This is a genomic window from Gemella sp. 20925_1_85, assembly GCF_041433735.1.
Classification (GTDB): domain Bacteria; phylum Bacillota; class Bacilli; order Staphylococcales; family Gemellaceae; genus Gemella.
Genome location: NZ_JAPWCC010000006.1, coordinates 70,103 through 91,009 on the forward strand (window position 1 = coordinate 70,103; position 20,907 = coordinate 91,009).

General features: G+C 27.7%; 20 protein-coding genes. 3 read left to right on the plus strand and 17 right to left on the minus strand.

What is annotated here, in order from left to right; genetic code table 11:
* Positions 1 to 172 precede the first annotated feature (172 nt).
* The 14 genes from O3884_RS03480 to O3884_RS03545 form a co-directional block, all read right to left on the minus strand.
* Positions 173 to 997: a hypothetical protein gene (locus O3884_RS03480; RefSeq protein ID WP_371451694.1), complete on the minus strand. Its 825-nt coding sequence runs from the start codon at positions 995 to 997 to the stop codon at positions 173 to 175.
* A gap of 13 nt (positions 998 to 1,010) precedes the next feature.
* Positions 1,011 to 1,799 carry a hypothetical protein gene (locus tag O3884_RS03485; RefSeq protein ID WP_371451696.1) on the minus strand — a complete coding sequence of 263 codons (789 nt, stop codon included), beginning with the start codon at positions 1,797 to 1,799 and terminating at the stop codon, positions 1,011 to 1,013.
* A 17-nt stretch (positions 1,800 to 1,816) separates the two neighbouring features.
* A complete protein-coding gene (locus tag O3884_RS03490) occupies positions 1,817 to 2,695 on the minus strand; it encodes a restriction endonuclease (RefSeq protein ID WP_371451697.1) in 879 nt (292 codons plus the stop codon).
* A 113-nt stretch (positions 2,696 to 2,808) separates the two neighbouring features.
* Positions 2,809 to 3,285 carry a 23S rRNA (pseudouridine(1915)-N(3))-methyltransferase RlmH gene (gene rlmH / locus O3884_RS03495; RefSeq protein WP_048803186.1) on the minus strand — a complete coding sequence of 159 codons (477 nt, stop codon included), beginning with the start codon at positions 3,283 to 3,285 and terminating at the stop codon, positions 2,809 to 2,811.
* Between the two features lie 16 nt (positions 3,286 to 3,301).
* Complete coding sequence (locus O3884_RS03500) at positions 3,302 to 4,114, minus strand: Cof-type HAD-IIB family hydrolase (protein ID WP_371451698.1); 813 nt, start codon at positions 4,112 to 4,114, stop codon at positions 3,302 to 3,304.
* A 213-nt stretch (positions 4,115 to 4,327) separates the two neighbouring features.
* The gene (locus O3884_RS03505) at positions 4,328 to 4,978 is read right to left on the minus strand and encodes a hypothetical protein (protein ID WP_371451700.1); all 651 of its coding nucleotides are present in this window, start codon (positions 4,976 to 4,978) and stop codon (positions 4,328 to 4,330) included.
* Between the two features lie 197 nt (positions 4,979 to 5,175).
* The gene (locus O3884_RS03510) at positions 5,176 to 5,946 is read right to left on the minus strand and encodes an ABC transporter permease (protein WP_371451701.1); all 771 of its coding nucleotides are present in this window, start codon (positions 5,944 to 5,946) and stop codon (positions 5,176 to 5,178) included.
* Positions 5,947 to 5,950: 4 nt separating this feature from the next.
* Entirely contained in the window at positions 5,951 to 6,835 is an 885-nt protein-coding gene (locus tag O3884_RS03515) for a metal ABC transporter ATP-binding protein (protein ID WP_371451703.1), read from the minus strand.
* A 607-nt stretch (positions 6,836 to 7,442) separates the two neighbouring features.
* Positions 7,443 to 8,096, minus strand: a complete 654-nt coding sequence (locus O3884_RS03520) for a hypothetical protein (RefSeq protein ID WP_371451705.1) — start codon at positions 8,094 to 8,096, stop codon at positions 7,443 to 7,445.
* Between the two features lie 512 nt (positions 8,097 to 8,608).
* Positions 8,609 to 9,400: an ABC transporter permease gene (locus tag O3884_RS03525; RefSeq protein WP_371451706.1), complete on the minus strand. Its 792-nt coding sequence runs from the start codon at positions 9,398 to 9,400 to the stop codon at positions 8,609 to 8,611.
* A 1-nt stretch (position 9,401) separates the two neighbouring features.
* Positions 9,402 to 10,190 (minus strand): ABC transporter permease, encoded by a 789-nt coding sequence (locus tag O3884_RS03530; RefSeq protein WP_371451708.1) that lies wholly within the window; start codon positions 10,188 to 10,190, stop codon positions 9,402 to 9,404.
* Entirely contained in the window at positions 10,183 to 11,139 is a 957-nt protein-coding gene (locus tag O3884_RS03535; RefSeq protein WP_371451710.1) for an ABC transporter ATP-binding protein, read from the minus strand. Before O3884_RS03535 ends, O3884_RS03530 begins: the two co-directional genes overlap by 8 nt.
* A gap of 280 nt (positions 11,140 to 11,419) precedes the next feature.
* Entirely contained in the window at positions 11,420 to 12,238 is an 819-nt protein-coding gene (locus O3884_RS03540; RefSeq protein WP_371451711.1) for an AAC(3) family N-acetyltransferase, read from the minus strand.
* Positions 12,239 to 12,365: 127 nt separating this feature from the next.
* Complete coding sequence (locus tag O3884_RS03545; RefSeq protein ID WP_371451713.1) at positions 12,366 to 13,946, minus strand: ATP-binding cassette domain-containing protein; 1,581 nt, start codon at positions 13,944 to 13,946, stop codon at positions 12,366 to 12,368.
* Between the two features lie 260 nt (positions 13,947 to 14,206).
* On the opposite strand from O3884_RS03545, the gene O3884_RS03550 reads away from it, so the two are divergent.
* Positions 14,207 to 15,805 carry an ABC transporter ATP-binding protein gene (locus O3884_RS03550; RefSeq protein WP_371451715.1) on the plus strand — a complete coding sequence of 533 codons (1,599 nt, stop codon included), beginning with the start codon at positions 14,207 to 14,209 and terminating at the stop codon, positions 15,803 to 15,805.
* Between the two features lie 210 nt (positions 15,806 to 16,015).
* Here O3884_RS03550 and O3884_RS03555 read toward each other — a convergent pair whose 3' ends face one another.
* On the minus strand, positions 16,016 to 16,405 hold the full coding sequence (locus O3884_RS03555; protein ID WP_371451717.1) for a hypothetical protein: 390 nt from the start codon (positions 16,403 to 16,405) through the stop codon (positions 16,016 to 16,018).
* 558 nt (positions 16,406 to 16,963) lie between these two features.
* Between O3884_RS03555 and O3884_RS03560 the strand changes: the two genes are divergently transcribed.
* The gene (locus O3884_RS03560) at positions 16,964 to 17,152 is read left to right on the plus strand and encodes a hypothetical protein (RefSeq protein WP_371451719.1); all 189 of its coding nucleotides are present in this window, start codon (positions 16,964 to 16,966) and stop codon (positions 17,150 to 17,152) included.
* A gap of 434 nt (positions 17,153 to 17,586) precedes the next feature.
* Here O3884_RS03560 and radC read toward each other — a convergent pair whose 3' ends face one another.
* Entirely contained in the window at positions 17,587 to 18,360 is a 774-nt protein-coding gene (gene radC, locus O3884_RS03565; protein ID WP_371451721.1) for a RadC family protein, read from the minus strand.
* A complete protein-coding gene (locus tag O3884_RS03570) occupies positions 18,354 to 19,073 on the minus strand; it encodes a prepilin peptidase (protein ID WP_371451722.1) in 720 nt (239 codons plus the stop codon). The genes radC and O3884_RS03570 overlap by 7 nt, the downstream gene beginning before the upstream one ends.
* Before the next feature lie 372 nt (positions 19,074 to 19,445).
* Here O3884_RS03570 and O3884_RS03575 point away from each other — a divergent pair, with 372 nt between their 5' ends.
* Positions 19,446 to 20,807, plus strand: a complete 1,362-nt coding sequence (locus tag O3884_RS03575; protein WP_371451724.1) for an Nramp family divalent metal transporter — start codon at positions 19,446 to 19,448, stop codon at positions 20,805 to 20,807.
* The last annotated feature ends 100 nt before the right edge of the window (positions 20,808 to 20,907 follow it).

Consider the following 20,907-nt stretch of genomic DNA (forward strand, 5'->3'; position numbering starts at 1 on the left):
CTTTAAAAAATACTACAGTTGTAAATATACGTTAGAAAATCTAACATGATGATGTCATAAACTAACAATACTTTAAATACTTTACTAAGAAATTATAGAAAATCATCGAAATCTTACATAAAAAAATCCAGGAGATTTAAACATTACATTTAAATCACCCAGATTTTCCACATTAAACATATTCAATTCTATTTACTTCTTCATTATTGTTCATTGGATAATTATTCACAGGATAAGGATATCCACCCATCGGATAGTTATCCATTCCATTATACATAACAGGAACAACTAATTTTCTATCGCGAGCCTTCAGAATAGAATCAATCTCATAACTAGTTAGATTGTTATAATCTAACTTTTCTTGAAGAACATATTTACCACTTCTAACTCTAGCTCTAATGTCTGTAGCAGCAACAAAGTATACAACCATAAAGACAATAGAAAATATAAATTGACCAATTGAGAAAATATTTCCTAGTATAGTATTATCCTCGAAAATAAATGCAGTAAACATAGATAATACTGTTAATCCAGCTTCAATATATAATACTATTCTTCTACCTTTCGTATCAAATATTGGCAAATACGTAATAAATAACAGAATAAAATTAAATACTGAGAGTACTAATCCAGCAATTATCAATACTACCAAAACTAAAATCAGTGTTGGTGCAAATTCTTTATAAAATTCACCACTTGTAATTGGTAAGTTAATTAATGCAAATACAAATCCTCCTATGACTGCCATAGGAATCGCAAAAGTTATTATATAGGCAACTCCCCAATTCCTCTTCCAAACACGCCCTTTATATTCTTTATAAATTCTATAGGTATTATAAAATGGGATAAACGCAAGTCCTGCCTTAACACCAAGTATATCGAACATAATTTTTGAAAAAATAGCTGTGATAATATATCCGATAAGTACTACAATGAGCAACACGATTAAACCTATAGCCAATATCTGACTTAGCAGATGTTCATCTATTTCAAACATAAGAATTCCTCCTTTATTTTATATAATTATTTTGAATTACATTATCATCCATTACATAATAATTCGTTGTTTTAGAAATTCTAGGTACGACTAGCTTTCTCTCACGAGCTTTTAAAGTTGCATTTAATTCAAAACTATCCATAGTCCCATAATCCAATTTCTCCTGAAGAACATATTCTCCACTTCTAATTCTAGCTCTAACTTCTCTTGCCGATAAAAGATAAACAATCGTAAATACAACAGAAAAAATCATTTGTATCATCACTAACCTTAAAGTATCAAAATTAGGATCTACTTTAAGAATAATACCATTTCCAAGTACAACTAACAATATTAGTACGGCTTGAATATATAACACTACTTTTCTTACTATTGTATCAAAAATAGGTAAATACATAATAAATAACATAATTACACCAAATACTTTTATTATTAGAAAACATATAAAAACTATTATTATACTAACAATAAAAAGAAGCATGAAATTAAACACAACTTCATTATTCACCTTATAACTCATCAAATTTAATACTACACCTGTGATTATACCAGCGGGAATAATAAAAGTTATTATATACATGACTCCCCAGTTTCGCTTCCAAACACGACCTTTATACTCTTTATAAATCCTATAAGTATTGTAAAATGGTATAAGCGATAAAATCGGTTTAACACCAAGTATATCAAACATAATTTTTGAAAAGATAACTGAAATAATATATTCAATACTAGCATAAAAACCAGCTACCCCTCCAAAGATATTATATAATCGTTCTAACATATAATTATCCAAATTAAACATAACTTTCCTCTTCTCTTCTATTCTACATCATAAAATTCGTCTAACACATAAGTTGTTACGGGTTTAACATATAATTCATATTTAGCTACTAAATCAGCAATGATGTCACCATCAATTAAAGTTATTGTTCTAGTCCCCTGGCGAGACGCTTCTATAGCAGCTTTCGAGAATTTTGATGTTGTGATAAATATACCAAATTCAGCATTATATTTATCCATTGCCCCTCTAAACTTATCTATTTCTGGAGAAGGCACATTCCCTTCCCATCTTTTTGCCTGAATAGCAACTCTAGCAGTTCGAAAATCATCACTTGTTATGTATCCAAATCCATCAAGACCGCCATCGTTAGAAACTTGAATCCCTATTTTTTCATCCATTTCAACATTCATTTTTGAAACGAGTTTTCTAGCAAACATCTCGAATTTTGTTGGACTGAATTTTTTTAATTTTCTAATTAGCTCATCTCTCCACTGATCTTCTACAATTTCTTTTTCATCTTCAGAAATTACTTCTTCAATATCTGTTATCTCTTTTTTTCGTTTAATCTTCTTATTAATTTCTTTATATATAGCTGAAAAATCTAAAGACTCAAGGTTAGCTTCTCGTCCTTTACTTGTCAAAGTATAAACTTTACCATCTTTTTTTAAAAATTCCGCTTTTTCTAAATAACTCAAACTAAAATTAAAGAAAAATTCAAATGGAGAATACTCCCTATTACTTTTTTTAGAGATACGACGGAAATCAATATATTCTTCAGTTATAACTTCAGAATTTTTTCTGAAATACTCTACTATTGCTCTCTTTGTATCACTTCCACCTTTTTTTCTAAAAGCAATAATTATTTCTTTAGAAATAACATCCTCTTTCTTACTATTTGACATTTTAAATATATCCACAAACTCTCCTCCTTTCTTACGTCTATTCTTTCCTTTATTATACTAAAAATCTTTATGAATTAATAGTAAAAAAAGAATGAAATTGCCTGAAAAGACAACCTCACTCTTTAAAATTATTTATGATAACTTGCGCCTGTTATTATACGGTAAGCTCTATACACTTGTTCAAGTAAAACAACACGCATCATCTGGTGTGGAAACGTCATTCTACTAAACGATAATGCAAAATCACTACGCTTTTTCACACTATCAGAAAGACCATAACTCCCACCAATTACCAATGCCACATCACTCTTACCTGTAAGCATTAAATTATCAATTTTTGATGCAAATTCTTCACTTGATAAATTCTTGCCTAAAATTTCCAAAGTAATAACATATTGATTATCTTTAATTTTTGATAATATGTTATTCCCCTCTTTTTCCATCGCAAGAGCTATTTCTGAATCATTCTCTACCTTTACTTTTTCATCAGAAATTTCAATGGTATTTAACTTAATATATGCTCCTAGACGTTTTTCATATTCTTTTATAGCATCTCTATAAAATTTTTCCTTAACTTTACCTACACAAATCAAAGTTACTTTCATCAGAACCTCTTTCTATCTACACATCTTTACCAAGAACAAATTTTTCAATAGCATAAGCGAAACCATCTTCATCATTTGACTTAGAAATAAAATTCGCCGCTTCTTTTAAAGTAGGATTAGCATTATCTACCGCAACTCCCATACCAGCAAACTCAATCATACTTAAATCATTAAGTCCATCACCTAATGCCATTACATTCTCACTTGTTAAACCTAGTTTTTTACATAATGAATCTAAAGATACTCCTTTAGAAATACCCTTATCATTAATCTCGATAAAAAACGGTTTAGACATAGCAACCTCATATTCATCCCCTAATTCAAGTGCAAGTTTATCTTTCACCGCAACAGCTTCATCAGGATGTTTAAGAATTATTACCTTAGCCGCACCTTCTTTAATATCGTCTTTCATATTTTCACTAATTACTAATTCTGCACTTACTAAACCAGACTCAATTCGTGCGTATTCATTATCACGATTCGTAAGAACTTTCCCACCTTGGTAAGTAAGAATATCACAATCATTCTCCAAAGCGATATCTATTAAGAACTTAATTCTCTCAGGAGATAAAAACTTCTCATAGATCACTTCATTCGTTTTAAGGTTAGCGATTCTAGCTCCATTAAATGAAAGTAAGTAGTTATCATAACTATCAAGTTGTAAATCTTCTACTATACTCATCATTCCAAAATCAGGTCTACCTGACGCTAAAATAACTTTAATATCTTGTTTCTTACACTCTTCAATTACTTCTCTATTTTTTTTAGAAATCTCACGATCACTATTTAATAGCGTATCATCAATATCTGTAACAACTAATTTTATCATACAAAAGCTCCTTTAGTAGATTTCAATAAATCTATAATCTTATCAATTTATATATTTTTCTTCTATACATTATATCAGATTACACTGCTCTCTCATAGCAAAAAAGAGAAATCATATCATACATCCATATAATATTCGTTTAATTGTTACTTAACGTTAAATTTTTTAACATTTTATTCTAATAGTATTGAAAAATATATAACTAAAATTCTGCTACCAATCTAGATATATCTCTGTTAACAGAACATAATCTTTTGGAATCTTATCTGACGTACTTATTTCATCTCCAACCCAATTTCCTGTATTGCATGACTTCCCATACCCCAAAAGTATAGGTAACGGATTAGCAAAGTCACACTCAGAACCGTTTAAATATAGAACCTTAGTTATATCTAATGAAAAATACACCTTCTTTGTATGATTAATTGTATATAGGTAATCTCTTCCTTCTCGTGAAAAAAATCCTTTAAATGGATCATCTACTCGGATGCCATACTGTTTTATTAAACTTAGATAATACTCTAGTTCATCTCTAACCTCTTCTTCAGCCTCCTTAAAAGTTCCAGAGATATTTGTATACATCTCATCTACTGTGTCCTCTGATGAAGCAGGATATCCTGATTCCAATGTATCTTGATAAAGTATTTCTAGCGATACATTATCTGAACTATTTAGTCGAGGTAATTCATCACCTAGCCATATTATATGATCTCCAGCCCAATCAGTAGCTAATAATTTATACAACGCACATAAAAAGATATTTTCAGCATGCAGTGTTTGCCAACGTTTGCTACCATAACCAAAATCAACAGGAGAAATATACTCCTTTTTATCTACATTAACCCACTGGTAACACTCACCCATATCTCAACCCCATTTCATTAAATTTTCTATAGAATATTTATATAAAACTATAGATTAATTTTATATTACAATACAACTTTACACCTTTATTGTAATATGAAAATATAATGGTATCAATACGAAAATTTTAGTAATACATTTCATATAAATACAAATGTACACTTAGTCATTCCTATAACAACTAAGTGTACATTCTTTTATCTCTCATCACCTAATAATTCTGATCTTATTATCACGCTTATTGCTAAAACAAACATTATTAGACTTAAGAATATTGTAACATAAGTATTTATATCAAGCTCCAAATCAAAAATTACAGTTCTCATACTCGTTAATTGGTAAGTTAATGGATTAAGTTTTGATATATAGTATAGCACCTTAGAATTGTCCAGACTATAAAAAGTCGGTGCGGCAAAAATTATCGGTAATAATAATGTTCCTAAGATAAGGTCTCTAGTTCTATATGACACAGTTCCTAATGAAATAATAACTCCAAGAGAAAACCAAAATACTAGACTGATAATTACAATAATTAATACTTTTAAAAAAGGAACTATCTGTATTTTTATTCCTAAAAAGAACGATAAGAAGTAAATTAGTAATACTTGTACTATTGTTATTCCTAATGGAAATACTAATTTTCCTAGAAAATATGAAATAGCTGATGTTCCTTTTATTCTTTTATACGCTAAGAGTCCCCATTTTTTATCTAAATTCACCCTATAAACTGACTGATTCATCTGAGAATTTAGAATTACTCCTATAATTCCAACGAAAATATATTCTATATAGTTAACATTTTCTCCTTTAAAAGCTAAACTTGAAAAAGAGTTCCCTATTCCAAATCCAAAGAATACAAAGTACAATATTGGAACCATTAGCTGAGTATATATAATCTGCTTATTATTTTCAATCGCCTTGTATTCTATATACGATGTCGCCCAAAAATTCTTCATTACATTTTTCATATAATTACTCCTCCAATTCCAATATTCTCTTCAAGGTAATTTCTTCTTTCTGCAGGCTTCCTATTGTAATATTTTCTGCCAATAGTAGTTTTAAGACATTTGAAATTTCCTCTTCTTTTTCCAAGAAAATCTTTAAATTTTTATCATCAACAATTGTAATAGTATCTTTATGTTTTTCTACTATATCTTTACTTATTTCTCCACTGTAAGAAATGTTATATACTATTTCTTTATTATATTCTCTTAAGAAAGTGCTCATTTCCCCAAAGTATAAACATTCCCCGTCGTTTATATATATTATTTTATTACAATACTTTTCTACTAGATCTAAATCATGAGAAGATATAAAAACAGCATGTTCTTTATTGTTAGTCTTTATATATTCTAATATATTTTTTGATAATACAACATCTAATCCTGTAGTAGGTTCATCCAAAAATAATATTTTTGAATTAGATACTAGACTTCTTGCTATTTGGACTCTCTGTAGTTGTCCTCCAGATAATTCTGTTAAGTCTGACTTCTCCTTACCTTTTAAACCTAGAACTTCAATAATCTCATCTACACTTTTCTTGCCAATAGTATTTTTAGAGTATAATACCCCCATATAAATATTGTCATATACATTTAAATACCAATCTACTGATTGATTTTGCATACAGTAGTCTATATCTCGAACAGACACACCTTCACCAAAAGATACCTCTCCTTCGATATTAGAAAACAACCCTAAGGTAGAATTAATTATCGTAGTTTTTCCTGAACCACTTTTACCTATAAGTGCAATCATATCTCCTTTTTCCGCAGAAAAAGAAATATTTTTAATCGCGTAATCACTAGAATTTTTATATTTGTATGCTAAATTTTTCACTGTTAATAGATTTACCATCTAACTCCCTCCTCCCGATATTACGTTTTACTTCTAATTACTTTTTAGAAAAGGTTGATTTGTAAATACAAACCAACCTTTAACTCTTTAATATGTAGTTTACATGTATCTCACACAATAAAGTGCATCTTCTTGAATGAGTGACTTATTAATCGAGTGTCTACTTTAACAAATACTATAAAATCATTATCGTTTGTTAAAATAGCTAACTCTTCTCCTCTATTCAAGATATAATAAGAAACAATCATTTTTTAAGATTATTAGTAAATCAAAAATCAATGATGATTCTCTTTATTATTTTTTACATTTAAACTATAAAATTCCAATATCTAATACCATTTTTTTGTCCTCCTTATTTTATGAGGTTATAAAGCTTTATAGTTTTATTGTAATATAAAAACGATATGAAAGCAATATGAAAAGAAAAAAAAAAAAAACGCTTTCAAAAATTAATTCTTATTTTTTAGTAAATGAATACTAGTTTTCATAGGAAAATAACTTGGTATTTCTTCTTAAATTAAAGAAAAAAATGTACACCTAGCTATTTCAATAATTAACTAAGTGTACAATCTTTTATTAATTTTACATTTTTTCTAAAAACTTTTCCTTAATCTAATGAAGTGTGCTCTCTATTCTGTAAATTTACATACAATACATGAATAGCCGAAATTACATTTATTAACAAAATATAATAAGCAATATTTTCTACATATAATCCTACAAAGCTTAAAATAATAGTAAATAATGGCGCACTTATTCGAAAAATTTGTACTATACTTTTTCTATAATCTTTATCATTATTTTTTATGAAATTAGTCCTTAATTTTATACTGATTGATACTCCCAGTGCCACTATTAATGATAATAATATCACTTGCAATGGCAAAAATACTTCGCATATAACCAATATGAAGAATAGTATATCAAAAATTATGTAAAACATAAGTATTCTATTTAAATTTATATCATATTTCTTAGTAAGTATTAAAAATAAAACTACTGTTAGTCCTGGTATAAAGAATATAATACTAGAATACTGTATTAAATTCCTAGCCGCTAATTGTTTTATAAACAACGGTATAAAAAACACTGCTGCTCCTGATAATAACGCTGTATTGATAATAATATATTTTCTTTTCAACTTATTAAAAACTAACTTCTCAGAATCTTTCTCAGTTTCATTTTTAAAATTATTTATTTTGAAACTTGAAAATAAAACAAACATAATTATAAATACTATTAAATATTCATCAATATTCACCTTATAAATATAACTCCCTAAAGAAAAACCAAGTAATTTAGACAGGTTACTATATAAGGATATATCTGTTACTCCAGCTTTGATAGACTTACTTTTCTCTATTACAAATAAATTGTAATTAAGCAGAACTATTGATATTAATAAGTAATAAACAAAATAAAATGTTAAAACATAGTATAAATTTATGTTATTTTTAAGAATAAATACAACTACTGAAAAAACTATTAAAATATAATAAAAATACTTCGTTTTTATACTAGTTAAAATCCTGAAATAACTAGTGTCTAAAAAAATAAATATTTCTATCAAAGTAGTTATTAACAAGATAAAATATATAGGAAAATTATATACAGATATAAATTTCACCGTTATGTATGAATATAAAACACTCAAAATTAAGTTCAAACATAAATACAAACTTCTCGCTAATTTAACATTAAATTCTATAAAAAACACCTCCTATATGATTCACTTTGTTCTTATTTCTTATAACTCTCTTACCTTATTAACTATTATGATCCTGTACTTTGATATTTTTTTAATCCGAAATTCCATATTGTTTTATAGATTAAAATAAGTAGAAGCGGTCCAAATAATATTAAAAGCCATGTTTCTAAATTAAAACTATCATGTGTATTTATTAAATTTACCACTGGGAAATATCCCACAAATGCGAATGGAATAATTATTAGTATTACTTTAATGAAAAACGGATAAATATTAACTGGATAATTTGCCAATTGATACAATTGCCATAAAACTGATTTTATACCATCATTTGTTATCGAAAAGAAACTAACTGATACTAGCGCTAAGTATATAGCCTCTCTTACTAAAACCGCAGATATTGTAAATAAAATGAATTTTATTATAAATAAATAATTTACAGCAATATCTAAGTTATATAATGAGAAAATCACAATAGCTATACCTGTAATTAACTCAAATAAAGCTTCCTCATCTAATTGGAAAATAATAAATTGATAAAGAATATTAAGTGGTCTTAATAAAAATAAATCAAGTTCTCCAGTTTGAATTAAATATGGAACTTCTAAAGTTGTTACAAAGAAAAATTCCCATAACGCCGATGTTAATGTTAAAAAACCATATAAAAACAATAATTGATATAAAGAAAAACCACCGATTAATTCTGTATAATTAAGCGTAATAAGTAATACAAACAATGTTGTAAGAGTATCTAGTAAATAACCCAAATTTCCTATTATAAAATCTAGTTTATAACTCAATATCCTTTTTACATCCATTTTAAAAAACTCTGCATATAAATATAAATGTTTCTTCATATTAACCTCCCATTATATCAAACTTGTTAAATACATATTGCGATAATTTCTTTGAAATTATCAATAATATGATTAACCAGAATATCTGTACACCAAGAATAAATAAGACTTTTCCTAGATCATTATCATGTACAATAATAGAAATAGGTGCATACATTACAGCGTAAAATGGAGTTATCTCTGATATTTTCAATAATAATTTTGGATATAAATCTAAAGGTAACAATCCTCCACCGAAAATAATAAGAAGAGCATTAACTAATTCAGATACACCATTTATTCTTATGAATACTGTTGATAATAATGCAATAATATAACCTAATAAAAACGCAACAATATAACTCAAAATATACACGAATATAAAAAGTACAAATCTCTTAAGAGATATAGTTCTGAATATTAAATTATAAAATAGTAAAATATAAATAACTAAAATCGGTAGTACTTGAAATTTTAATTTATAGAGAAAATTACCTAAAGTAGAGAAAAATGTTATAACTATTAATCCATTAGGCTTATTCAAATAATTAATAATAGTACCTTTTAAAATCTTCTCAGATACAAAATTAGTAGTTATTTTTATAGGTAAAACTATTTGTAAAATAATCGCAAAAAGTACGTAAGTTATTATTTCATCAATATTTTTAGAATTGTATTTTTCAACATATATCCAGATGCTATACTGTATTAATACCATAGAAAGTGATGCGATTATCTGCATTATCGTATTAAATTTGTATTGTAATAAACTTTTGTATTGGTATAAAGTATAAGCAAAAAATCTATTCATATTTATCACCCTTCTTATCCTTCACAAGCAATACTTCTTGTAGATTTAAGTCCAATACTTCAGTTTGTGTAATTATACTTTCACTCGGCAGTAATTTTATTATATCCAAAACATTAAATTTAGTTTCATCAAAAACAAATTCTTTAGAATCAATATTTGTACGCAAAGGCAATATTCCTTCTTCATCTAAATCTACTATATTCTCTCCGTACATTTTTAGTTTTTTATATTTATTAAAAATCTGCTTAAAGCTCTTCACTTCACCATCATAATTGATTTCACCATCACTTATCAAAATCATTCTCTTACAGACTTTTTCAATATCAGAAATTTCATGAGTCGTTAGTATGATAGTAGTATTATACTTCTCATTTATTTTCAGTATTAATTCCATAATTTTCTTCTTTGTTTCTATATCTAAACCAATTGTCGGTTCATCTAGGAACACCAATTGAGGTTTATGAATAATACTAGCTATAAACTCACCACGCATTCTTTGACCTAAAGATAGTTGCCTAACTGGTTGATATAAGTACTCTTTTACATTTAATTCTGTTATCAAATAGTCTAACCATTCTTTATTATCTACTTCATAGATTTTTGATAAATACTCAAAAGAATCAATTAGTGGTAAATCCCACCATAAATGTGATTTTTGTCCGAATAGTGCACCTATGTTTTTAGCGTTTTTTTGCCTGTTTACAAACGGATCTTTACCGAACACTTTTATTGAACCTTTTGTAGTAGTTAGTATTCCTAACAGTAATTTAATAGTTGTAGATTTCCCAGCTCCATTATTTCCTATGTATCCTACAATTTCTCCTTCTTTAATACTAAAATTTATGTCCTTCAACGCTTGTTTAACTATCTTTTCTGTATTAAAAAAGCCAACTCTATTTTTTATTATGTAGTCTTTACTAAGACTCTCAACACTAATTATCTCTTTCATAATATTTCCTCTTATTTTAAAATTTATTATCCAATCTACGAGGATTTCCTTCAAGTAATTTTACTATTTCACTTGAATCTGTTCTCCTATTTTTTACTATATTAACGTGTTTCCCTCATAAAGTCAATATTTTCTGAATATTATATCGATTTTTCTTTCTATTTATGATGAGGAGATAATTTTTGCTAATAAACTCGCTAGATCCTGAAATAATAAAAAAAGAATAATGTATACTCAATTCTTTTAAAAATAACTAAGTGCACATTATTCAGTATTAACTTTATGAATTTATATCTTCTTTTCTTTTATAATATTCTTTCGCAAAATCTACGCAACTTTTTAAATCTATACAAAGAACCGATGTCTTCTGTATTTCTTTTATTTGATAACTTTCCTTACAATTCTCCATGAATTCTTTTTGAACCGTTAAAAAATCATCATATATATCTAATTCGATATTAGAAAATTCTAACCACTCTCCATCCACATTCGCACTTTCTTTTATTGTTTTTCTATTTAGTGAATACTCTGCAAGATGCAATGCTGTATTGGATTCAAAATCAGTTCCTAATAATAAAATTTTGGCATTTTGATCATATAATCTCCCTAATGGTGAATTATATCCTAATCCATCATCTAATGGATGCTCTTTTATTATTTCCTGTGCTTTTTCTCCTACTGCTGAAAAAGAATATAGTGGATGAGAACTTCTAACTGAGTGTGTCAAATTCATAACAAACTCGCTAAATTTCCCCATACCTCGTGTACTAGATAGATTAACATCAAAAGATAAACTCTCTTGTTTTATTTTTTCTATCCATTCCTCGGGAACTTTAGGATATTCCCAATACTCTGGAGACATACTTTCTAAAGATTGCGTTGGGACAACAAGCGTTCCGCTTCCTCCTAATCTTTCAATAAGTGCTTCATAAATACATCTTGCACCACCTATTATATAACCGAATTTGCTAAGCGAGACATGTGCAATCAGGATATCGCCTTCTCCTATTCCTAAATCGTTAAATAGACTTAGAAAATCACTTTTACCTATAGGCATTAAATTATTATCTAAAGTATCACTCATAAACTTATAACTCATAGTTGTCCTCCTTATTAAATGGAAATACCTCAAAAAACTTATTTTCTGAGAAATCGATTTTTGAGACATTCTCCTATTTCCATTCTTCTATTTAATCTATATCATTTTCTACTAACTTTCATTTGTATCACAATTTTATAATGTTATCAAATTTTCCTCTTAGTTCATCACTTATGTCATGGCTAATCATTATTATCGTTAAGTCTTTATTTCCTAACAACATCTCCATTAAACTTTTCGCTGATTCTTTGTCTAAAGCTGATGTTCCTTCATCAATTAAAAGTATTTTTTTACCATTAAACAACGCTCTAGCTATAGCCAATCTTTGGCGTTGGCCTCCTGAAAGATTTTTCCCATGAACCTCTACTTCTGAATATAAGAAGTCCTTCTGCGTTAAGCGCACTTTTTCTAAATACTTAGTTACTTCACTATCCTCAGCTACTTCTCCCATAGTTATATTGTCTTTGACAGTACCTGAAAATACGAAATTTTCTTGCTGAATTATAGTCAGTTTTTCTAGTATTTGCTTAGTAGATAATTTTTTCAAATCAACACTACAATACTCTACACTACCTTCATAGTTTCTCAGTTGTCCCGTAATAATTTTAAATAATGTTGATTTCCCTACTCCACTATCTCCGCTTATTAAATATTTTTTCCCCTCTTTTATATCAAGGTTCAAATTATTTAAGATTTCCTTGTCACCATAACTAAAACTTAAATTTTTAATATTAAATAATGTTTCTCTTAAAGAATATTCAACTGGTAAATGAGTATCTTTATTTTTCGACATGAATTCATCATGCTTAGATAAAATAGGTTTTGCTCCTTTAATAAATGCTATTCTATAACCTACTTGGCTCATACCGTCAAATACAAGATTAGCAAACATTCCTACAGCAGCAACTGCACCGATTTCCAAATTATCTTTAACAACTAAATACCCTGTAACAAAAACTAATAATACTTGAAAAAAGACATTTAAACCGAAGTTAAGCATATAATAATTACTTTCCAATTTACTTTGTTTAACAAATACATTTTTCAAAATTCTACTTATATGTGCTATTCTTTTAGGAATTATCTGTAATTTATTAAGAGAGAAATAGGTATCATAACCTAAAATCGTCTCCTCTAACGAAGCAACATAGTTCTCATTTTCTTTAGTAACCTCTGTCCCCATATTTTGAAGTTTTTTATTAAAAATTTTCGGAAGATAAATTAATATTCCTGTTCCTATAATAGTAATTAAAGAAATGATCCAATGATATTTCAATAGAGCATAAAGTGAAAATACCACTCCAGAAAGGCTGTATATTATAGCAAATATATTCCTCAAACCTTTTTCTTGAATCATTTGAATATCATTATTGAACCAAGATTGATAAACACCAGATGAGTTATCTTTATACTTTTCAATATCTAATTCTATAAGGCTACTAGAAAGATTATCTTTGACATCTATTCCAATATCTTGAATAAAAATCTCCTCTCTAACCTTTACTACCCTATCAATTACTATAATAACAATCCACGTAACTGATAAGAATAAGATAATTTCAAAGAAACTATGTAGATTTTTGTTAGTAAGCACAGTTATAGCATCTGCATTTAAAAAGTTACTCTTCATAAGAAATAACTGTCTTAACAATATAAGAAAACAAATTAATAAGAATTTATATTTAAATTTTAAAATATATTTTTTCATAAGTACCTCCTACTTTTAATTCCACTTAATTTCATAATATTCTACTAAGGGAAATTTTGAGAAATATATAAAACACCAACTTATATTTATATCTTTATTATAGTACAGAAAAAAGATGATAACAATATATAATTATAATTTTCAGAAAACTTACTCGAATTATCTTGACACAAAAAAAAAAGTCAGTATAATAAAAGTTACATAAAGCTTGTAACTCAAATTCAAACAACATTTATGTAATCTATATAAAGGAGAGCAATATGATTAAAAATATTTTAGAAGTTATATCATTAAACAAATTAAAGTTATGCATTATGTTTATTTTAACACTAATAGTATCAATAGGGACTGTTTATGTTGTATACGCTCGCGTTGATATTGTTGATTCTGTAATATACAAAACAGGGTCTCTTTGGACAAAAGTTGGCATTATTATTTGTATTTTAATAATAGTAGAATTACTTAGAGCGTGGCTAAAAATAATAATTGCACAATTAGTTAAACAATGGAAAATATATCTAGGTGATAGAATTAGTAAAAATATAGAAACTATGTCTCAATCGGAATTTAATAAGGTTGATTCTGGTGAGCATATGACTAAATATACTTATCAACTTGAATTATTATCTGCGTATTTATTCTCACCATTAACTGGTTTACTTAGTGCTATTGTATTATTTATCTCATCAGTCGTATTTTTATGGTTAATTAATTGGAAATTTGTTATATTCGCCCTATTATCATCAATCGCTATGTTCTTAATAAGCGGTAAGTTTGGTAATAAAATCAGCGTAGGATATACAAATTTATCAATTTTATCAGGGAAATTTTCTGGAGTTCTAAAGGAATATTTAACAGGTTATGACGATTTGAAAAATATCGGTAAGATAAATTTATTCTCAAAAAACGTTAAGGCTAGTCAGATTCAGAAAGAAGATCAACAATATAGTATTTCTAAATTAATGGCATTCGGTGAATTAACTTTACAAAGTATCGAGAAGCTACTTGAATTATTAATTTTTATCTTTGCGATTTACTTAGTTTTAAAAAATGAATTAACTATAGGTACAATAGCTTCTGTATCTACTATACTAGGAATTTACCTTACTTCTATCAATCAATTGGTTGATTTGTATATTAAGGTAATCGGTACAAAAGAAATATTAAATAGCGTTATAACTAAAGCAACTGCTAAAGAAACACTTTACCCACATGTTGAAGAAAATATTGAATTTAAAGACTTTAATTATAGTTTCGGTGATAATCATGTCATTAAAAATTTTAACTTTAATATAAATAAAGGTGGAAAATATGCCGTGATCGGTAAAAGTGGTTCTGGAAAATCTACTATAATCAAGTTGCTACTAGGGAAATTACAATCCAACCAAGATAAAGTTTTAATCGATGGAAATCCCCTTGAAATACAGGATGATATTAACTTCTCGAAAGAAATTGGATATGTAAGTCAACAAACATCTATTTTTAGCGGTTCAATCCGATATAACATCACTTTAGATGATAGTTATTCAGATGAAGAAATATGGAATACACTAGAAAAAGTTTGTTTAGCTGATAGAGTTAGAGCTTTATCTGATGGCTTAGATCATAATTTATCTAATATGGGCGAAATCCTATCAGGAGGAGAAAAACAAAGGTTAGTTCTTGCGAGAGTTTTAATTAGAAATTATCCTATTTTAATTCTTGATGAAGCAACCTCAGCATTAGATGAAAAAACAGCAGTACGTATAGAAAATAATATCTTAGCTGACGAAAAATTAACTTTAATAATGATTTCTCACCATATTCAAGAAGAAATCAAAAAACAACTAACAGAATGTGTAGAATTAAAAGCACAGTAATATGATTTATTAACTGAATTAAACAAAATGGGAGTGACTCAAAAATCACAATTTTTAAGTCACCCCCGTTTTTTTATTTTCCCCTATATAATCTAGCAACAGCAGTATAATAATTATATTGAATACCTACATTCCAAATTAAAATTTTAAACTAAAAATTTCTACACTTTGAACAGTGTTTACCTCCTACAATTGTTCAAAAGTATAAACTTATGAGAATTTCTTATAAAAGTATAAATATCTCATTATAAATAGAAATGAAACTAACACGAATAGAAATGCAAACTTAACTAGATCATCTATAAATTGTAAATAGATAAATACTAGTAAAACTCCTGCTACTTCTACCAAGTATTCAATTACACTCGCTTTTTTCCAGTTGATTTTGTCATATAAGTCAACCACATAATATTGAGCAATACCTAATATCATAAACGCCAATGCAGCTAAACTATATGCCTTAATATCTGTTTTATCTTGAGTGAAAGCTTCAGGTAAAAAGCTTGCAGTGTTAGTTAAATATTTATTCATAGCTATAAATAAGAAGCCTACTACTTCAACTTGCAATACCACCAAACCTAAATCTTTAAGCTTATTCATTTTTCTCCTCCTCCCTTTTAAAATTATTTTATTAACTAATACAATATAATTACTTATACTTATTCAATTATATTATACCATTTTTAAAAACGCATTCAAAATATTTAGGATGTAATGTTACATGTTTTTTTATGAGAGTGATTAAAAAGTCCCTGTCCCCTCTTTTCTCATACATTAAAAATATTCACTTTCTCACCTATATATATTTACAAAATTATTTTTTATCAAAATCACTTTTTTGATATAATAACTTCAGTAAAACTGTAGTAAATGAATTTTTTTAACATTCACTGTGACACTATATTTATCCTTTAAATTTATTATATTACGTATATCTATAAATCATTGATAATCACCGTTTAATTTGATATAATCAAAATTTGTGAGAGAAGTTAGGGAGTGTAACACTTCCGATAAAGATTGCGGTAGTCGTTTATTTTTCAAAGTCTAAGGCTGAAGAAAAATATTACGAATAGCATATGCAACAGGAACTTAAAAAGCAGGTGCTAAAAGTTAGTATCTGCTTTTTCTAGTTCCTACTGCTGTGGCTACTTCAATATGAAAGGAGATGATGCTTATGCTCATAAGTATCAAAATCTTGAAGAAAGGAGTAGCGAGTTGTCAGCTTACGAAATTGTACAGACGATTATTGGAATAAATCTATTGATTGTTTCAGTAGTTAGTGCATGTATTGAAGAATTGAAAAAAGACAATAAAAAAAAACCATCTTTAGCTTTGGTTGGTTAGATGGTTATTTAAAACTATTTTACGAGCCACCGTCTTTTAAGTTAGTCGTTTATTTTTCAAAGTCAAAGACTGAAGAAAAATATTACGAATAATTTATACTACGACTACTATAATTTCTACGAACGTAGTGAGTTAAGAAATTATAGTAAAGTCAGTGCAAACGGCTATTTGCCTCATATTTTAACATAGATGAAGTAGAAAAGCAAAGATTTTTAAATATTGATCTTTCTATAATTTTTCAAATTGTTTGCATCCCAAATACCCTTATTATAGAATTTTTCACCCATTAAAAATATTCTATACAAAAAAAGCTAGGAAAAATTCCTAGCTTAACATTCACACTTGAAATATAGGTAGTGAATCACCTTCCTTTATACTACTATATTTCTACTAGAAAATCAATATTTTTACTTCGTTTTAGACCTTTTACTTCTTTAATACTCTCCTACAACCTTATATTTTCTCAGTATATATTTTAACTGTTCACCTGTAACTTCTTCGTATTTATAATCTATATTTTCAACTGCTAGATAATTTAATACTTTCCTAATGCTGACATATCCTTTTTTTGCTACTACGATATGATCTAGCATTTCAATACCAACTATTTCACCAACTTCCATTAGATTTATCGTTGTTTTAATATCTTCTATAGAAGGAGTTGCGTCTCCACTCGGGTGGTTATGTACACAGACGATGCTCGAAGCACTATTTTTTATTGCTAGTTTAAATACTTCTCTTGGATGTACTACTGACATAGATAAGCTACCTTTAAATACTTCTCTTTTCTCTATTATTTTACCTTTCGTATCAATATCTAATACTACGAAAACTTCTTGCGTTAAATTCTCTAAAGATGATTTTAAATAATTGGCTATTGACTGTGGGCTATCACACTTCACATCTAAAACATTCGTCGCATATATTCTTCTTGCAAACTCTATATTCGCCAGAATATGTATCGCCTTCTCCTGACCTATCCCTTTATGTTTCATAAGTTCTGTTAAAGTTGCATCTCTTAACTTTGTAATGCCACCCATATCTTTTAGAATCATGTCGGAAAGCTCAATTACATTTTGATTTTTTGTACCCGTTCTTAATAATATTGCTAGAATCTCTTTATCGCTGAGAGCTAAAGCACCTAATTTTTTGAATTTCTCCCTCGGACGATCTTCTTCACTAAACTCTTTAATAGTGTATGCTACCATAATAATCCCTCCCTTATTAATATGATTGTTAAATAACTAAGCGCTATGAATGGTACTAGTGGTAGTTTCGTTTTTCTTTTAACTTTTTTCAAAATAATTAATCCAATAGCGAAGAATCCTGCATATAAAAATGTGAAAATTAACAAATACACTCCCTCAAATAAATTTAAATTTAAAGCTAATACACAAAATACTTTTATGTCGCCATAACCTAAACCACCTCTTGTGAAAATATATAATATATGAAAAATAATAACAAGATAAATAAAATCTAAAAAATTGAATAAATAATAGTGTATATATATAGAAGAAAAATTTAATATAATTAGAAGATAAAACAACTCATCATTAACTTCAAATGATTTTATATCTTCTATTCCTAAAAAAATGAGAATAATAAATATACTAACTTCAAGATAACTAATAAAAATAAATTGTCTTTGGAAAATAATAAATAATACAATAGTAATAAAAGTAAAAATTTCGTATAAAAATACATCTAATGGAATTTTTTGATTACAGTAACTACATCGTCCTTTTTTAAACAAATAACTAAAGATTGGAATTAAGTCGCTCCCCCTTAATTCTTTATGGCAACTTGAACAACGACTTCGTCTAAATAGGAACTCTTTTTTATTCTCACTATCTACTAAACATTTGATTGCACTAGCAAATATAAGACTTACAATAACAATAAATATGTATCTTTCCATAAATATCTTCCCCCTACTGTATAACCCTTCGATTATATTTTATCATAAACATATTTCTCTAACCAACTATATCCTTACTGATACTTTATCTAATAAATAATATTTTTTTATTTTTCTTTTTTAGGAAAAATTACATTCTATATTATAAGGGTTTGTTATTTTTGAATTAATTTTGACGTGAATTCATATTAATTTTCAAATTGTTGTAATAAATATCTATTATCATAATGATATCTAGTTTCAATAAAATTTACATTTTTTCATTTTTATAGTACAATATTGTTTATAGTTTTCCAAAGGCAAGATTTCCGCCTGAAGGAAAGTAGTTTTATATTCTTATTATACACTATTATTTTTAGAGAAGGTGATTAAATGATTTTTAAAAAATTTTTGAGAAAAAGTCAAGAAGAGTTAGAAGCTGCGAATCAGCTTTCTCTTCAAGAAATTAACAATACAGTTGATGTTCCAAAAGAAGGAAGCTTTTTAAAGAAAGTCCTGGCTTATAGTGGACCGGGAGCATTAGTAGCAGTCGGTTATATGGATCCTGGTAACTGGATTACCTCTATCGCTGGTGGTGCTCAATATGCGTATAGCTTACTATTCGTTATACTTATATCGAATCTTATCGCGATGTTGCTTCAATCAATGTCTGTAAGATTAGGTATTGTAACTGGTATGGACCTAGCTCAAGCAACTAGAAAGCATACTGGTAAAAAAATGGGATTTGTTCTCTGGATAATTACCGAACTAGCTATTATGGCTACCGATATTGCAGAAATTATTGGTAGTGCTGTAGCTTTAAAATTATTATTCGGTATTCCTTTACTAATAGGGGTTATAATAACTATCTTTGATGTATTCTTACTCCTATTATTAGCACATTTTGGATTTAGAAAAATCGAAGCTATTGTAGCTATCTTGATATTTACAATTCTAATAATATTCTTCTATGAAGTTTTATTAGCTAACCCTAATACCGGCGAATTAATTAAAGGTTTTATTCCGAACAAGGATGTAATTAATAATAAAGGTGCATTATTTATTGCCTTAGGTATCGTGGGAGCTACAGTTATGCCTCACAATCTGTACCTACATTCTTCTATTGTTCAAGCAAGAAGATACGATAGAAAGGACAACAAAGTTAAAAAAGAAGCTATTAGATTTTCTACTATAGATTCTAATATTCAACTTTCAATCGCATTTGTTATTAACTGCTTACTATTAGTTTTAGGTGCTTCTTTGTTTTATGGTCATGGTGATAGTCTTGGACGCTTTACAGATCTTTATAACGCTTTACAAGATAGCAGCATTGTTGGAGCTATTGCTTCACCACTCCTTAGTACACTATTCGCCGTAGCTCTATTGGCCTCTGGTCAAAATTCTACTATTACCGGAACATTATCAGGACAAATAGTTATGGAAGGTTTCATTCACATGAGACTTCCTATGTGGATGAGAAGAATGCTGACTCGTGTAATTGCGGTAATGCCTGTTGTCATTTGTTTAATAATTTTTGGTGATAGTGAACAAGCAATTGAAAGCTTACTGATTTATACACAAGTATTTTTAAGTATTGCTCTACCAATATCTATTATTCCTCTAACACTATATACATCAGATAAAAAACTTATGGGAGAGTTTGTTATTAAACCATGGATGAAAATTGTTGCATGGATCTGCACAGTCGTATTGATAATCTTAAATTTCTGGTTAATAATATCAACATTCATATAAAAAAATCGGACTGACAAAAATCAGTCCAATTTTTTTATTTCTCAATATATATATACTAGACTCACACTTTCTTTACTTTATAAAACAAAAAAGACAGCTC

What these genes read in the sequence shown, in the direction of transcription:
- O3884_RS03480 (WP_371451694.1), bottom strand. Translation starts at nt 997, where the DNA reads ATGTTTGAAATAGATGAACATCTGCTAAGTCAGATATTGGCTATAGGT.
- O3884_RS03485 (WP_371451696.1), bottom strand. Translation starts at nt 1,799, where the DNA reads ATGTTTAATTTGGATAATTATATGTTAGAACGATTATATAATATCTTT.
- rlmH (WP_048803186.1), bottom strand. Translation starts at nt 3,285, where the DNA reads ATGAAAGTAACTTTGATTTGTGTAGGTAAAGTTAAGGAAAAATTTTAT.
- O3884_RS03500 (WP_371451698.1), bottom strand. Translation starts at nt 4,114, where the DNA reads ATGATAAAATTAGTTGTTACAGATATTGATGATACGCTATTAAATAGT.
- O3884_RS03505 (WP_371451700.1), bottom strand. Translation starts at nt 4,978, where the DNA reads ATGGGTGAGTGTTACCAGTGGGTTAATGTAGATAAAAAGGAGTATATT.
- O3884_RS03510 (WP_371451701.1), bottom strand. Translation starts at nt 5,946, where the DNA reads ATGAAAAATGTAATGAAGAATTTTTGGGCGACATCGTATATAGAATAC.
- O3884_RS03515 (WP_371451703.1), bottom strand. Translation starts at nt 6,835, where the DNA reads ATGGTAAATCTATTAACAGTGAAAAATTTAGCATACAAATATAAAAAT.
- O3884_RS03525 (WP_371451706.1), bottom strand. Translation starts at nt 9,400, where the DNA reads ATGAAGAAACATTTATATTTATATGCAGAGTTTTTTAAAATGGATGTA.
- O3884_RS03530 (WP_371451708.1), bottom strand. Translation starts at nt 10,190, where the DNA reads ATGAATAGATTTTTTGCTTATACTTTATACCAATACAAAAGTTTATTA.
- O3884_RS03535 (WP_371451710.1), bottom strand. Translation starts at nt 11,139, where the DNA reads ATGAAAGAGATAATTAGTGTTGAGAGTCTTAGTAAAGACTACATAATA.
- O3884_RS03540 (WP_371451711.1), bottom strand. Translation starts at nt 12,238, where the DNA reads ATGAGTTATAAGTTTATGAGTGATACTTTAGATAATAATTTAATGCCT.
- O3884_RS03545 (WP_371451713.1), bottom strand. Translation starts at nt 13,946, where the DNA reads ATGAAAAAATATATTTTAAAATTTAAATATAAATTCTTATTAATTTGT.
- O3884_RS03550 (WP_371451715.1), top strand. Translation starts at nt 14,207, where the DNA reads ATGATTAAAAATATTTTAGAAGTTATATCATTAAACAAATTAAAGTTA.
- O3884_RS03555 (WP_371451717.1), bottom strand. Translation starts at nt 16,405, where the DNA reads ATGAATAAGCTTAAAGATTTAGGTTTGGTGGTATTGCAAGTTGAAGTA.
- O3884_RS03560 (WP_371451719.1), top strand. Translation starts at nt 16,964, where the DNA reads ATGAAAGGAGATGATGCTTATGCTCATAAGTATCAAAATCTTGAAGAA.
- radC (WP_371451721.1), bottom strand. Translation starts at nt 18,360, where the DNA reads ATGGTAGCATACACTATTAAAGAGTTTAGTGAAGAAGATCGTCCGAGG.
- O3884_RS03570 (WP_371451722.1), bottom strand. Translation starts at nt 19,073, where the DNA reads ATGGAAAGATACATATTTATTGTTATTGTAAGTCTTATATTTGCTAGT.
- O3884_RS03575 (WP_371451724.1), top strand. Translation starts at nt 19,446, where the DNA reads ATGATTTTTAAAAAATTTTTGAGAAAAAGTCAAGAAGAGTTAGAAGCT.